The organism is Pelomonas sp. Root1444 (genome assembly GCF_001426885.1).
Classification (GTDB): domain Bacteria; phylum Pseudomonadota; class Gammaproteobacteria; order Burkholderiales; family Burkholderiaceae_C; genus Pelomonas.
On the sequence record NZ_LMFP01000011.1, the window covers coordinates 338,795 to 352,900 of the forward strand.

11 protein-coding genes are annotated in these 14,106 nt (G+C 72.3%); 3 read left to right on the forward strand and 8 right to left on the reverse strand.

The window, feature by feature from the left end; genetic code table 11:
* Positions 1-79: 79 nt before the first annotated feature.
* Entirely contained in the window at positions 80-2,800 is a 2,721-nt protein-coding gene (gene glnE, locus ASD35_RS13085; RefSeq protein ID WP_056875371.1) for a bifunctional [glutamate--ammonia ligase]-adenylyl-L-tyrosine phosphorylase/[glutamate--ammonia-ligase] adenylyltransferase, read from the reverse strand.
* A gap of 55 nt (positions 2,801-2,855) precedes the next feature.
* On the opposite strand from glnE, the gene ASD35_RS13090 reads away from it, so the two are divergent.
* A complete protein-coding gene (locus ASD35_RS13090; protein WP_235538338.1) occupies positions 2,856-6,899 on the forward strand; it encodes a YhdP family protein in 4,044 nt (1,347 codons plus the stop codon).
* Between the two features lie 15 nt (positions 6,900-6,914).
* On the opposite strand, the gene ASD35_RS13095 is transcribed toward ASD35_RS13090, so the two are convergent.
* The gene (locus ASD35_RS13095) at positions 6,915-7,772 is read right to left on the reverse strand and encodes an ABC transporter substrate-binding protein (RefSeq protein WP_056875372.1); all 858 of its coding nucleotides are present in this window, start codon (positions 7,770-7,772) and stop codon (positions 6,915-6,917) included.
* Positions 7,773-7,893: 121 nt separating this feature from the next.
* Here ASD35_RS13095 and ASD35_RS13100 point away from each other — a divergent pair, with 121 nt between their 5' ends.
* A complete protein-coding gene (locus ASD35_RS13100; RefSeq protein WP_235538339.1) occupies positions 7,894-8,697 on the forward strand; it encodes a carbon-nitrogen hydrolase family protein in 804 nt (267 codons plus the stop codon).
* Entirely contained in the window at positions 8,694-9,977 is a 1,284-nt protein-coding gene (locus tag ASD35_RS13105; protein WP_056875374.1) for an MFS transporter, read from the forward strand. The genes ASD35_RS13100 and ASD35_RS13105 overlap by 4 nt, the downstream gene beginning before the upstream one ends.
* On the opposite strand, the gene ASD35_RS13110 is transcribed toward ASD35_RS13105, so the two are convergent.
* The 6 genes from ASD35_RS13110 to ASD35_RS13135 form a co-directional block, all read right to left on the reverse strand.
* Positions 9,937-10,491 (reverse strand): hypothetical protein, encoded by a 555-nt coding sequence (locus ASD35_RS13110; RefSeq protein WP_056875375.1) that lies wholly within the window; start codon positions 10,489-10,491, stop codon positions 9,937-9,939. The genes ASD35_RS13105 and ASD35_RS13110 overlap by 41 nt on opposite strands.
* Before the next feature lie 70 nt (positions 10,492-10,561).
* A complete protein-coding gene (locus ASD35_RS13115; protein WP_056875376.1) occupies positions 10,562-10,972 on the reverse strand; it encodes a response regulator in 411 nt (136 codons plus the stop codon).
* Positions 10,969-11,475 carry a GAF domain-containing protein gene (locus ASD35_RS13120; RefSeq protein WP_056875377.1) on the reverse strand — a complete coding sequence of 169 codons (507 nt, stop codon included), beginning with the start codon at positions 11,473-11,475 and terminating at the stop codon, positions 10,969-10,971. The genes ASD35_RS13115 and ASD35_RS13120 overlap by 4 nt, the downstream gene beginning before the upstream one ends.
* A 55-nt stretch (positions 11,476-11,530) precedes the next feature.
* Positions 11,531-12,943, reverse strand: a complete 1,413-nt coding sequence (locus ASD35_RS13125; RefSeq protein ID WP_056875378.1) for a sensor histidine kinase — start codon at positions 12,941-12,943, stop codon at positions 11,531-11,533.
* Positions 12,944-12,987: 44 nt separating this feature from the next.
* Complete coding sequence (locus ASD35_RS13130; RefSeq protein WP_056875379.1) at positions 12,988-13,656, reverse strand: response regulator transcription factor; 669 nt, start codon at positions 13,654-13,656, stop codon at positions 12,988-12,990.
* Positions 13,657-13,717: 61 nt separating this feature from the next.
* A complete protein-coding gene (locus tag ASD35_RS13135; RefSeq protein WP_056875380.1) occupies positions 13,718-14,086 on the reverse strand; it encodes a hypothetical protein in 369 nt (122 codons plus the stop codon).
* Positions 14,087-14,106: the final 20 nt, after the last annotated feature.

Here is a 14,106-nt window from a genome sequence, read left to right on the forward strand (position 1 = left end):
ACGCCCAAAGAAGTAACTCGCCCGCGGGGGCGAAAACCGAAGGTTTCGCCGAAGGCAAATCCCCGCATGGGCCTGGCCATCAACCAAAAACAGCGAGCCACAGCGCCCGCACCGCATCGCGATGCACCGCCAGCGGCGCTGCCGAAGCCGCATCCAGCGCAGTCGACTGCTCATCCAGCCTCGCCCTGTGCTGCACCCGCCTCAACTCGCGATAGGCATTCGCCGCGTCCACACCCACACCGACCGGCAACAAGCCCACCGCCTCACAACGCTGCAGCAAAGCGATGTTGCCCAGGTTGTCCAGCAGCTCCGGGTGGTCGGCGCCGTTGGCCAGCACCAGCGTCTGCAGCGCGAACTCCGCGTCCATCATGCCGCCCTCGCTGTGCTTCACGTCGAAGAGGCCGTCCCGCACCGGCCGCGCCGCGCGCACCTTCTCGCGCATGGCCTGCACCTCGCGCTTGAGCGCCGCGGCGTCGCGCGGCGCCGTCAGCACCTGGCGCCTGACGTTCTCGCAGCGCTCGGCCAGCCCCGCATCGCCGGCGCAGAAGCGTGCCCGCGTGATGGCCTGGTGCTCCCAGGTCCACGCCGTGTTGCTGCCGCGGCCGGTCTGGTAGGCCTCGAAGTGCGCCAGCGACGTGACCAGCAGCCCCGAGTTGCCGTTGGGCCGCAGCGCCGTGTCGATGTCGAACAGCTCGCCGGCCGCCGTGCGCAGCGTCAGCCAGGTGATGAGGCGGCGCACGAAGGCGCCGTAGATCTCGGCGGCGTTCTCGTCGTCGTCGTCGAAGACGAACACCACGTCCAGGTCGCCGCCGTAGCCCAGCTCCTTGCCGCCGAGCTTGCCGTAGGCGATGACGGCCAGGCGTGGCTGCTCGCGGTGGGCCTTGCCGAAGCGGGCCCATGCCCAGTCGATGGCGACCTGCAATACGGCGTCGGCCAGCAGCGACAGGTCGTCGGCCACCTGCTCGACGCTGATGCGGCCCTCGACGTCGCGCACCAGCGTGCGGAAGACCTCGGCATGGTGGGCGCGGCGCAACGTGTCCAGCAGCGCCTCCTCGTCGGCCTGGCCGCTGCGGGCCCAGCCCTGCTCGCGGTCCAGCAGGTCGGCGATGAAGGCTTGGGCGGAGAAGCGGGCCTGCAGCAGCAGCGGGTCGGCCAGTTCGTCGATGACGCCCGGGTGCTGCATCAGGTAGCGCATCGGCCAGCGCGCCAGGCCCAGCAGGCGCAGCAGGCGCTGCTGCACGGCCGGGCGCTCGACGAGCAAGGCCAGGTAACTCTCGCGGCGCAGCAGCGGGCCGACCCAGTCGACGAAGCGCAGCGCCGCGTCCAGCGAGCATTCCTCGGCGGCCACGGCCTGCGCCGCGCGGTGGAAGAGCTTGGCCAGGCGCTGGCGCGACTCCTCGCGCAGGCCTTGCACGCGCGGCGTGTCGGCCAAGGCGCGCACCGCCGCCGCGAGCGGCGCGGGCAGGCCGTTGAGGAAGTCCTCGCCGTCGACGGCCGGCTTGGGGCCACCGCACTGGCCGCCCTTGCAGCCGCCGGGCGGCTTGCCGCCTTCGTGCAGCAGTGCGTCGAACTCGGTGGCCACCAGCTCGCGCACCTCCCCCAGCTGTTCGAACAAGTCGCAAGCCTCGCGCGAGGATTTCAAGCCCAGCGACGCGGCGATCCACGCCAGGTCGGCATCGCCCTGCGGCAGGCAGTGGGTCTGCTGGTCGTCCAGGAACTGGATGCGGTGCTCGACGCGGCGCAGGAAGACATAGGCCTCGCTGAGCCTGTGCGCCGTCTCGGCCTTCATCAGCCCGCCGGCCGCCAGCTGGGCCAGCGCCTTGACGGTAGAGCGGGTGCGGATCTCGGGGAACTGGCCGCCGCGCACCACCTGCAGCAGCTGCACGATGAACTCGATCTCGCGGATGCCACCACGCGACAGCTTGACGTCGTTGGCCCGCTCGGGCCGGCCGGCGGCGCGCGCCTTGGCCTCGTTGCGGATCTTGCCGTGCAACTGGCGCAGGCCCTCGAAGACACCGTAGTCCAGGTAGCGGCGGTAGACGAACGGCGTGACGAGGTCGCGGAGCGCCAGCGTGCGGGCGTCGCCCGGCGCGCCCATGCCCGACAGCGGCGCGACGACGCGGCTCTTCAGCCAGGCGAAGCGCTCCCACTCGCGGCCCTGCACGAGGAAATACTCCTCCAGCATGCCCAGGCTGACGACGGGCGGGCCGCTCTTGCCGTTGGGGCGCAGCGCCAGGTCGACGCGGAAGACCTGGCCGTCGTCGGTCACGTCGCCGATCAGCGCGTACAAGCGCTTGGCCACCGCCGAGAAGTATTCATGCGCCGAGATCGGCCGGGCGCCCTGCGTGGCGCCGTCGTCCTCGTAGACGTAGATGAGGTCGATGTCGGACGAGACGTTGAGCTCGCGCGCGCCGAGCTTGCCCATGCCCAGCACCCAGAAGGCGATGTCGCCGCCTTCGGCGGTGCGCGGCTCGCCGTGGAGGGCGTCGAGCTCCTTGCGGGCGTCGACCAGGGCGAGATCGAGCGTCACTTCCGCCAGATGGGTCATCGCCGCGGTGATGTCCGTCACGCTGGCGCCCTGCTCGATGTCCAGCACCGCCAGGCGTTCCAGCACCAGGTGGCGGGCCACGCGCAGCGCGCTCGCCAGCGGCCGGTGCGCGGACAAAGTCGCGATCAACGCGGCGATGACGGCCCGGTCGGGCAAGCCCGGTTGAAGCAGCGCCAACTCGGCCGCATAACGGCGGCGCACCCGCTGGACATAGCGGCTGTGTTCAGCAACGACGGGAAACAGTTGGCTCATGACCCTGTGCTAGATTGCCTGCCGGCCGGTTCTTCTCCACGTGCCCCAAGACAACGTGTCTGACTTCTTCTCGGCCGCCCTCCACCACTGCTCGCGCGCTGCCGGCTGGCCTTTGCGCCTGTGCTGGACCGCTCTGCGCTGGGCAGTGCTGGTCCTGGCCCTGGTGTGGGCTCTGGGGGTGGCGGCTTGGGCTGTGTTGCACTGGGCCATTCTCCCGCACGCCAATGAATGGCGCCCCTGGCTGGAAAAGGAAGCCTCAAAGGCGCTGGGGATAGAGCTGCGCATCGGCAGCATCACCGTCCAGTCCGGCGGCTGGATGCCCCGCATGGAACTGGCCGACGTGCGCGTGCTGGACGCCAACGGCCGGCCGGCGCTGACGCTGCCGCGCGTGGCGGCCGTGCTGTCGGCCCAGTCGCTGGTGGTGCTGCAGCCGCGCTTCTCGCAGCTGCGGGTCGACGCGCCGGAGCTCATCATCCGCCGCGACGCCAGCGGCCGCATCTTCATCGGCGGCCTGGGCCTGGACGAGGCCGAGCGCACCGACGCCGGCACCACTGACGCCGGCCTGGACTGGCTGTTCAGCCAGCCCGAGCTGGCCATCGTCGGCGGCCGGGTGCGCTGGGTGGACGAAAAACGCGCCGACGCGCGGCCGCTGGAACTGTCCGGGCTGAACTTCATCCTGCGCAACGGCCTGAGGCGCCACGCCATGCGGCTGGACGCGACCCCCCCGGCCGACTGGGGACAGCGCTTCTCGCTGCGCGGCCAGTTCACGCAACGCGTGCTGAAACGGCCGGCCGAGTTCCAGCACTGGAGCGGCCAGGTCTATGCCGAGCTGCCACGCGCCGACCTCAGCCAGCTGCGCCGCCATGTCGACCTGCCCTTCCAGCTCAGCGAAGGCGACGGCGCCGTGCGCGCCTGGGGCCAGATCAAGGACGGCGAGCCGGTCAGCGCGACGCTGGACCTGGCGCTGCGGGCGGTGCGGCTCAAGCTGCTGGACTCGGCGCCCGAGCTGGACCTGGACCACATCGAAGGCCGGCTGGACCTCGCCCGCTCCCAGGACCGGCTGAGCCTGCAGGCGCGCCAGCTCGGCTTCGTCAGCGGCGACGGGGTGGCCTGGCCGCGCTCGGACTGGGGCGTGAGCCTGCAGCTGGGGCCCAACGACACGGTGCTGGGCGGCGAGGTCAACGCGCAGCGGCTGGACTTCGCGTTGATGGCCCAGATCGCGCAGCGCCTGCCGCTCGGCGAGCGCGCCCACGAGCTGCTGGGCGAATTGGAACCCCGCGGCCTGCTGACGGCGCTGTCCGGCCAATGGCAGGGCACGCTGGACGCGCCGCGCAGCTACCGCGTCAAGGCCCAGATCGACGGCCTGGCCGTGGCGCCCAAGCCCAGCGAGCAGGAAGGACACCTCGGCCGGCCCGGCCTGCGCGGCGCCAACCTGGCGCTGGACGCCAGCGAGCGCGGCGGCACCGCGAAGCTGTCCGTGCACGACGGCGAGGTCGAGCTGCCCGGCCTGTTCGAGGACCCGCGGCTGCCCATCACGCGGCTGTCCACGCAGATGAGCTGGCAGCTGCCCAAGGCGGACACCAAGGCGCCCGGCGACGTCGAGGTGAAGTTGCGCGAGTTGCAGCTGCAGACGCCCGACCTCAGCGGCGAGTTCGATGTGACCTGGCGGCGCGCCGCCGGCGCGGCCACGCCGGGCTTCCTGGACCTGAGCGGCAAGGCGCAGCGCGTGGACGCCACGCGCGTGGCGCGCTACATCCCGCAGCGCCTGCCGGCCACGCGCAGCTATGTCACGCGCGCCGTGCTGGGCGGCGAGGCGCGCAACACCAGCGTGAGGATCAAGGGCGAGTTGACCGACTTCCCCTTCGACGCGCCCCGGTCCACCGGCATCTTCCGCGTCGTCACGCAGGCCCAGGGCGTGACGCTGGCCTATGTGCCGCACAGCGACGTCGGCACCAACTGGCCGGTGCTGGAGGGCGTGGACGCGGAGCTGATCTTCGAGCGCGGCGGCATGGAGATCCGCAACGGCCGCGCCAAGGTGATGGGGTACGAGCTGAGCGGCGTCAACGGCGGCATCAAGGACTTGCACCACGGCCGCGTGCTGGCGCTGGACGGCGCCGGCCGCGGCATGGGCGCCGACCTGCTGAACTACGTGCGCAACTCGCCGCTGGACGAATGGCTGGGCCATGCGCTGAGCACGACCTCGGCCCAGGGCCCGGTGGCCTTCAAGCTGGGCCTCAGCATCCCGCTGGACGACACCACCCAGACGGCGCTCAAGGGCCAGCTGCAGCTGGGCGGCGTGGACCTGAAGCTGCGCCCCGAGCTGCCGGCGCTGAGTGGCACGCGCGGCCGCGTCGACTTCGACCGCAAGGGCCTGCAACTGGCCGGCGTGACGGCCCGGCTGCTGGGCGGCGACGCCGGCATCGAGGGCGGCACGCAGCGCGACGGCAGCATGCGCTTTGCCGTGCAGGGCCAGGCCACGGCGGAAGGCCTGCGCCGCGCGACCGAGCTGGGCGCCGTGGCGCGCATGGCCCAGGCGGCCAGCGGCCAGGCGCCCTACCGCTTCCAGCTCGCCGTCGGCAAGGAAGGGCAGACGGAGCTGAGCGTCAGCAGCAGCCTGCAGGGCCTGGCGCTGGACCTGCCCGCGCCGGCCCGCAAGGAGGCCGACGCGACGCTGCCGCTGCGCCTGCTGATCGTGCCGACCGGCAGCGGCCGCGACGAGATCCGCCTGGAGGTCGGCACCGCCACGGCGCCGCTGCTGCAGGCGCAGCTGCAGCGCAGCATCTCGGGCACCAGCTCGCAGGTGCTGCGCGGCGCGCTGGCCGTGCAGGACAAGCTGCCGGCGCTGCCGGCCAGCGGCGTGCTGCTGCAGGCCAATGTCGCCAGCCTGGACGTGGACGCCTGGCAGCAGCGGCTGGCCGCGCTGTCCGGCGGCAACGGGGGCGGTGGTGACGACGCGGGCGACGCGCTGTTGCTGCCGAGCCAGATCGCGCTGCGCAGCCAGGCCCTCAAGCTCGGCGGCCGCCAGCTGGGCCGGGTCGTCGCGCTGATCGCCCGCGACGGCACCACCTGGCGCATCAATGTCGACGCCGAGCAACTGAACGGCCGCATCGAGCTGCGCGGCGGGCGCGACGGCCAGATCGACGCGGTGCAGGCGCGCCTCACGCGGCTGTCGCTGCCGCGCCAGGAGGCCGAGACGGTCAGCGAGCTGATCGACCCGGGCAAGGCGGCAGCGAGCAGCAGCCCGCTGCCGTCGCTGGACATCGAGGTCGACGACTTCGAACTGCGCGGCAAGCGCCTGGGCCGCCTGGAGGTGCTGGCGCAGGCCCCCGCCGCCGCGCGCGACTGGAAGCTGGAGAAGCTGCAGCTCCTGTCGCCCGAGGCGACGCTGACCGCCAGCGGCCTGTGGACCGTCGTCAAGGGCGACACCGGCGGCCGGCGCCGCACCCAGCTGGACTGGAAGCTCGACATCGCCGACGCCGGCAAGCTGCTGGAGCGGCTGGGCCAGGGCCAGGTGCTGCGCGGCGGCAAGGGCCAGCTGGCAGGCCAGGTCGGCTGGGACGGCTCGCCGCTGGCGCCGCACTACCCGACCATGGCCGGCGCGCTGAACGTGCAGCTCGACTCGGGCACCTTCCTGAAGGCCGAGCCCGGCGTCGGCCGGCTGCTGGGCGTGCTGAGCCTGCAGTCGCTGCCGCGCCGGCTGCTGCTGGACTTCCGCGACGTCTTCGCCGAGGGCTTCACCTTCGACGGCGTGACGGGCGACGTGAAGATCGCCGCCGGCGTGGCCAGGAGCGACAACATCCGCATCCGCGGCCTGCAGGCCGTCGTGCTGGTGGACGGCAGCACCGACCTGGCGGCCGAGACGCAGAAGCTGCGCGTCGTCGTCGTGCCCGAGGTGTCGGCCGGCGGCGCGTCGCTGGCGTATGCGGCCATCAACCCGGCCATCGCGCTGGGCGCGTTCCTGGCCCAGATGATCCTGAGCCGCCCGGTGGCCGCCGCCAACACGCGCGAGTTCCACATCACCGGCAGCTGGGACGACCCCAAGGTGGAGAAGGTCGAAGCGCCCGCGGCCAGGGCGGCCAGCGCCGCCAGCGCGCCCTGAGCGGCGCCGCCGCGGTCAGCGCGGCTCGGTCGACGCGGCGCCGGGCTCCAGCGCGCGCAGCTGCAGCCGCAGGCCCGCGTAGCTGCGCAGCTGCGCGAGTGCGGCCTTCAGCCCCGGCTGGGCGTTGAAGAGCGCGTCGAAGCTGCCGTCGGCCGCCGCCAGCGCCAGGCCGCGCTGCAGGCGCTCGGCCAGCTGCGGCTTGTCGCGCGCCACGAAGAAGTACACCGGCTGCTTGTACTGCAGCGCCAGCCCCGGCAGCTCCGCGAAGCCCTGGTCGGCGTGCAGCTGCAACTCGGTGTCGATCTCCTCGCGGGTGCGCGGGATGAAGTCGAAACGGCCGGCCTTGAGCATGCGGAACAGCGAGTCGAACTTCGGTGTCGTCTCGACGGTGAAGCCGTTGGCGCGCAGGATCTGCGCATCGCTCCAGTAGGTGCCCGCGCCGGCGCGCAGCCGGCGCAGCGCGTCCAGCGTGCGCACGCCGCGCAGCGCGGGCAGGTCGGCGGCGCGCACGAGCAGCAGGCGCAGCTCGTTCGTGCCCTTGAGCAGGTCAAAGCGCACCGGCTGCGCCTGGGCCTCGCGCTCGGGCGTGGTGGTGCTCCACAGCAGGTCCAGCTGGCCGTCCTGCAGCATGTGGCGCAGGCGCGGGCGCGGCAGGTGCGGTGCTGCGTGGACAAGGACGGGCGGCGGCCCGCCCTCGGCCGTCAGGGCCAGCGCCCGCTTCAGCACCTCGATGAAGAACTGGCCGTGGGCGCCGTAGGCATCCGGGTCGGGCAGGCGCAGCGTCAGCGCCGGGGTGGCGCCACGGGCCGGCCGCAGCACGGCCGCGAGGGGCAGCGCCAGGAGCTGGCGCCGCAGGCAGGAGGGGCTCGACATGACGGCCCGATTCTCATCCGGCATTCCGCCGCCCACGACCAGCCGGCGCGCTCGCCGTGACATCCGACCCAGCGCGCACCGGTCCGTAAAGCGACGCGGCGCGCCCGCCGGGGCAGCTAGCATGAGCGCCATGAAAATCGCCGCCTGCCAGATGGTTTCCGGCCCCGACCTGGGGGCCAACCTCGTTGCCGCGAGCCGCCTGCTCGAATCGGCCGTCGCCCAGGGCGCGCAGCTCGCCGCCCTGCCCGAATACTTCTGCCTGATGGGCCACCACGACAGCGACAAGCTGGCTTATGCCGAGACGCTGGGCCATGGCCCCATCCAGGCCATGCTGTCGCGCGCCGCCCGGGAGCTGCGGCTGTGGATCATCGGTGGCACGCTGCCGATCAAGGCGGACACACCCGACCGCGTCCGCAACACGACGCTGGTGTTCTCGCCCAGCGGCGAGGTCGTGGCGCGCTACGACAAGATCCACCTCTTTGCCTACGACAACGGCCGCGAGAGCTACGACGAAGCGCGTGTGCTGGAGCCAGGCACCCAGCCGACGGCCTTCGACGCCGAGCAGCTGCGCGTGGGCCTGTCGGTCTGCTACGACCTGCGCTTCCCGGAGCTGTACCGCGCCTACAACCCCTGCGAGCTGCTGGCCGTGCCGGCCGCCTTCACCTACACGACCGGCGAGAAGCACTGGGAGCTGCTGCTGCGCGCCCGCGCCGTCGAGAACCAGTGTTATGTCATCGCGCCGGCCCAGGGCGGCAAGCACGAGAACGGCCGCCGCACCTGGGGCCATAGCATGATCGTCGACCCCTGGGGCGAGGTGCTGGCGGTCGTGCCCGAGGGCGAAGGCGTGGCCTGCGCCGACATCGACCCCGCGCGCCTGGCCCAGGTGCGCCAGCAGTTGCCCGCGCTCGCGCACCGCAAGCTGTGAGCGCCGCGCAGCCGCCCCGGGCCATCGCCTGGCTCGTCGGCGTGATGGTGGCGCTGGCGCTGTTCGGCAACTACTACGTCTACGACTCCATCGGCCCGGTGGCCGACCTGCTGCAGCAGCAGCGTGCCTTCAGCGACAGCCAGGTCGGCTTGCTGAACGCGATCTACAGCCTGCCCAACATCGTGCTGATCCTCGTCGGCGGCGTGCTGGTGGACCGCTTCGGCGCGGCGCGCATGACGCTGGTCACGGCCGCGGTCTGCCTGGCCGGCGCGGCGCTGACGGCCTTCAGCCCGAACTTCACCGGCATGGCCACGGGCCGGCTGCTGTTCGGCATCGGCGCAGAGACCTTCGGCATCGCGACGCTCGCCGCCATCGCCGACTATTTCGGTGGCCGCAGCCTGGCGTTCGCGATGGGCCTGGCGCTGGCCATCGGGCGGCTGGGCTCGTTCGGCGCGGACATGTCGCCCACGTGGTTCAGCGCCGCCTATGCGCAGGGCTGGCAGCCGCCGCTCGTGATCGCGACGGCTTTCGCGGCCACATCCTTCGCCGCGTCGCTGGCCTATTGGTGGGCGGACCGCGGGCCACGCAAGGCCGGCCTCTTGCCGACCGGCCGCACGGCCGAGCGCCTGGTCTGGCGCGACCTGCTGCACTTCGGCCGTGCCTACTGGTACCTGCTGGCGCTGTGCGTGCTGTGGTACTCGGTCATCCTGGCGTTTCGCAGCACCTTCTCGATCAAGTACTTCCAGCACACCCACGGCCTGGACCTGGCCACTGCCGGCGAGATGAACAGTTATGTCTTCCTCGCCGCGGTGTTCGCCACGCCCGCCTTCGGCTGGCTGTGCGACCGCGTAGGCCGCTATGCACCCTTCCTGGCGTTCGGCACGCTGATGCTGCCCATCGCGCTGGCCGTCATGGCGCTGACGGGCTGGTCGCTGTGGGTGGCGACCGTGCTAATCGGCATCAGCTTCTCGCTGGTGCCGGCCGTCATGTGGCCGCTGGCCAGCCGGCTGGTCGCGCCCAACCGCTTCGGCACGGCCATCGGCCTGATGTGGGTGGCGCAGAACGCCGGCATCGGCGGCGCCAACCTGTTCGCCGGCTGGCTGAACGACAGCGCGGGCGCCAGCGCGGCCAACCCGGCGGGCTACGCGCCGATGATGGCGTTCTTCGGCACGGCCAGCGTGCTGGGCTTCGTCTGCGCGCTGGCGCTGTGGCTGACCGCCGGCCGACGCCGGCATGAGGTCAGGGCCGCAGCGTCACCAGGTCGCGCAGCAGCAGGCTGATGTTGGCGCGCAGCGTGCGCTCGTTGGCGATGCGCAGCCGCTCCGATGGCGACACGATGGCATCGGCCAGGCCGGCTTCCTCGGTGTTGGCGATGCGACGCTGGTAGACCACGCGGCCGCTGGCCTTGTCGACCAGCGTGTAGCGCACCGCCGCGCCGACCGTCACGCCGATGGCCGGCACCGTGGGCTGCTCCAGCTGCAGCAGCTCGGTCTGCAGCTCGAAGCGCGGCGCCGGCTCGGGGGCTGGCGGCTTCATGCCGACGGCGTGTAGCGATTCCTCCAGCGCCTGCTGCAGCGCCGTGGCGCTGACCTTGGAGCCCCACCAGCGCCCGGTCTCCATGCCCCCCTGCACGGGCGCGATGCCGACCTGGAACTTCAGTGCCTCCGGCACCCAGCCGCGGATCTGCAGCGCATCGGCTGGCGCGACCGCCATGGGCAGCGGCTGGCTGGGCGTGCCGCAACCTACCAGCAGCAGGGCCAGCAAGGCGGCGGGAATGAAGGTCAGGCGCGACATGGCGGGCCCATGCTAGGCCGAAGTGGCCGCCACGGTTTCGACAAAAGCGCCGCTGCGAGCGGTCATTTCCTCAGCCTTGCGACAGCGGCGCTGGCGCGCCGAGGGCGGAGATCACCTCCAGCATGCCGCGCACCTTGAAGGGCTTGAGCAGCAGACGGCAGATGTCGAGCTCCTTGAGCCGCAGTGCCAGCTCGACGTCGCAGTGCGTGGCGGTGGCGGCGATAGGCACGTCCGCCGGGTGCTGCGCCTCGCCGGCGCGCACCCGGCGCATCAACGCCAGCGCCTCGCCTTCCTCGTCGACAGCCATCAGCAGCGCATCGAAGCGGCGCTCCGCCAGCAGGCGCCCGGCGACCGCGGGGCTGGTGGCCTCCTGCACGTCGGCCAGGCCCATGTCGCGCGCCAGCGTCGACACGGTGCGGCGCATCACGAACTGCGGCTCCAGCAACAGCAGCCGGCCCCTGGGCACGATGCGCGCGTTCATCCGCCAGCCTCCGGCTCCGTCTGGCCGGCCAGCTCGGCGGCGGCCATGTCGCGCAGCGTGCCCAGGATGGCACGGTCCATGGCGTCGAGTTCGCGCGGCCGGGTGTCGATGAGGCAGAGCGTGCCGAGCACCGCGCCACCCGGCAGCCGCAGCGGCGCGCCGATGTAGAAGCGGATGAATGGGGCGCCGACGACGAGGGGGTTGTCGACGAAGCGCGGGTCGCGGGCCGCGTCCACCACCTCGAACAGCCCGGGCTGCAGGATGGCGTGGCCGCAGAAGGAAATCTCGCGCGAGGTTTCGCAGGCATCCAGGCCGACGCGGGCCTTGAACCACTGGCGGTCGCGGTCGACGAGGGTGATCAGCGCGATCGGGACGTCGAACTCGCTGGCCGCGAACGCCACGATGCGGTCAAAGCGCTCCTCGGGTGGCGTATCGAGGATCAGCAATTCGCGCAGCGCGCGCAACCGTTCTTCATCGTCGGCAGGGATGGGGGCGGGCAGCATGGGGCGCTCTCCGTCTGGGCCGTGTCAGTGTAGACAGGCCGACCGGACCGCCGCATCAAGCCGCTGGCGCGGGATCCGGCAGCGGCGGCAGGCTCAGGCGCGCGCGCAGGCCTGGGCCGTGATGGGCGTCGAGCAACTCCAGGCGCCCCCCGTGCCGCCCGGCGATGTCGGCGGCGATGGCCAGGCCCAGGCCGCTGCCAGTGCCCGCGGCCTGGCCGCCGCGGCGAAAGCGCTGCATGGCTGCGGGGCGGTCGGCCGGCGGGATGCCGGGGCCGTTGTCCTCGACCTCCAGCCAGGGCCCTTCGGCGGACGAACCGCAACGCACCGTGATGCGCGCCCCGGCGCCGGCATAGCTGACCGCGTTGTGGACCAGGTTCTCCAACGCCTCGCGCAGCAGGAAGGCGTGCCCCAGCGCCGGCGCGTCGGCCAGCTCGAAGCCCAAGTCGACGCCCGACGGCAGCGCGCGGTGGGCCCAGTCCTGGCCGCTTTCGATGGCGATGTCGCGCAGATCCAGCGCGGCGCCGACGTCGACGCTGCGGTCCTCGGCGCGGGCCAGCGACAGCAGCTGCTGGGCCAGCCGGGCACTGCGCACGACGCGCTGGCGCAGCCGATCGAGCAGCGGTTCGACGCGCTGGTCATGCGGCTCGAGCATGGCCAGCTCGATCTCCGTCTGCAGCGACGTCAGTGGCGTGCGCAGCTGGTGGGCCGCATCGGCCAGGAACTCGCGCTGGGCACCGGCCGCGCGGTCCAGGCGCTCGAAGAGACGGTTGAAGGCGGCCTGCAGCGGCACCAGCTCACGCGGCAGGCGGGCCGTCAGCGGCGTCAGGCGGTGCAGGTCGCGGCGCTCCAGCTCGGCACTCAGGCCGGTCAGCGGCACCAGCCCCTGGCGGATGGCCCACCAGCCGGCCAGGGCCAGCAGCAGCGCGAGCGTGAGGCCGTTCAGCGCCACCAGGCCGCCAATCTCGCGCTGCAGCGCGTCGCGCTTGTGCAGCGTCTCGGCAACGAGGATCTGGCAGACACCCTGGCCGCAGTCTCGGCCCAGCTGTACCAGCCGGAGCTCGCGGCCGCGCAGCTTCACGTCGCCGTAGTACGTGTCGCCCGCCGGCTGCGGCCGCGGCTGCGGTTGCACTTCGGCCAGGCCGGCGTCGCCCTGCATCACCTCGCCGCGCGGGCCGAGCACGAGGTAAAAGACATCGTCCTGCCGGTCGAAGCGCAGCGCGCGGTCCATGGTCGCGCTGATGTCGATGCGCAGCTCGCCGCCGCGCAGGTCGATCTGCCCGGCCAGCGTCAGCGCGGTGTCCTCCAGGCCGTCGTCCAGCCAGCTCTGCGCGCTGCTCTGCACCTGGTGGTACAGGGCGATGCCGAGCAAGGGGGTGGCCACCAGCAGCGGCAGCATCAACCAGCCGAAGAGCCGGCGCTGCAGGCTGGAGCGCACGCCTTCAGCCACCCAGGGGCCGAGCGCCGTCAACTCGGAGTACCGGCCAAGGTACGCCTTGGACGAGGGGCTCCATGTCAGCCGATTTCCTCGAGCAAGTAGCCGAGGCCGCGCACGGTGCGCAACTGCACGCCGCCCGGCTCGATCTTGGCGCGCAGCCGCGACAGGCAGACCTCGATGGCGTTGTCGCTGACGCCCTGGTCCCAGGCATTGCTGGCCAGCGCGATGTGCTCCTTGGGCACCACCTTGCCGGCGCGCGCCATCAGGAAGCCCAGCACGTCCCACTCGCGCGCGGACAGGGCCAGCGGCTCCTCGTCGATGTAGGCGCGACGCGCCTCCTGGTCGATGCGCAGGCGCGCCAGCTGCAGCTGGTTGCTGGTGCGCGCCTGGCTGCGGCGCACGAGAGCGCGGGCGCGGGCGACGAGTTCGGTCAGCGCAAAGGGCTTGACGAGGTAGTCGTCCGCCCCGCCTTCCAGCCCGCGCACGCGGTCCTCGACGGCGTCGCGTGCGGTGAGGATCAGCACCGGCACGGCCAGGCCCTCGGCACGCACGCGGCGCAGCGTCTCGAAACCGTCGATGCCGGCCAGGCCGATGTCGAGGATGAGCAGGTCGTAGGCGTCCTCGCGCAGCGAGCGCGGCACCGGTTCACCACGGGCCGAGCAGTCGACCACCCAGCCCTGCGAACGCAGTGCGCGGGCGGTGGTCTCGACGAGTTGTTCGTCGTCTTCGACAAGCAGGATGCGCATGGGCGGCAGTATGGCGCGAGACCGGTCAGGCTGCTGACGCCGGGCTGTCACGGCCGCGGCGTCAGGCGGCGCCGAAGTCCTTCAACGCCTGCCTGAGCCGCTTGCGCCCGTCGCTGTTGGTGCCGCGATAGGTCTTCAGCGCCAGGGCCAGGAACTGCTGCTCGGCGGGCGTCAGGCCGGTCGGCTCGCGGGCCTCGTCGATCCAGCCCGCGGGCTTGCCGCAGTGGTGCTCGATCTGGCGCGCCAGCTTGTCGCCGATGGGGCGGGCGCCGCTCTTGGCCATGGACCAGGTCGCGCCGCTGACGCCGATGCGCGCGGCCCAGGCGGCCTCCAGGCCCTTGGGCGGGTCGCCCGCCGTGATGCGCTCTTCCGCGAAAGTCTGGAAGAGAGCCAGGGCGTTGAGCCGACGGATGGTGGCGGGGCTGGACACGTGGATGGGTCGAAGGATGG

Coding starts and splice junctions, on each gene's coding strand:
- glnE (WP_056875371.1), bottom strand. CDS start 2,800: ATGAGCCAACTGTTTCCCGTCGTTGCTGAACACAGCCGCTATGTCCAG.
- ASD35_RS13095 (WP_056875372.1), bottom strand. CDS start 7,772: ATGTCGAGCCCCTCCTGCCTGCGGCGCCAGCTCCTGGCGCTGCCCCTC.
- ASD35_RS13100 (WP_235538339.1), top strand. CDS start 7,894: ATGAGCGCCATGAAAATCGCCGCCTGCCAGATGGTTTCCGGCCCCGAC.
- ASD35_RS13110 (WP_056875375.1), bottom strand. CDS start 10,491: ATGTCGCGCCTGACCTTCATTCCCGCCGCCTTGCTGGCCCTGCTGCTG.
- ASD35_RS13115 (WP_056875376.1), bottom strand. CDS start 10,972: ATGAACGCGCGCATCGTGCCCAGGGGCCGGCTGCTGTTGCTGGAGCCG.
- ASD35_RS13120 (WP_056875377.1), bottom strand. CDS start 11,475: ATGCTGCCCGCCCCCATCCCTGCCGACGATGAAGAACGGTTGCGCGCG.
- ASD35_RS13130 (WP_056875379.1), bottom strand. CDS start 13,656: ATGCGCATCCTGCTTGTCGAAGACGACGAACAACTCGTCGAGACCACC.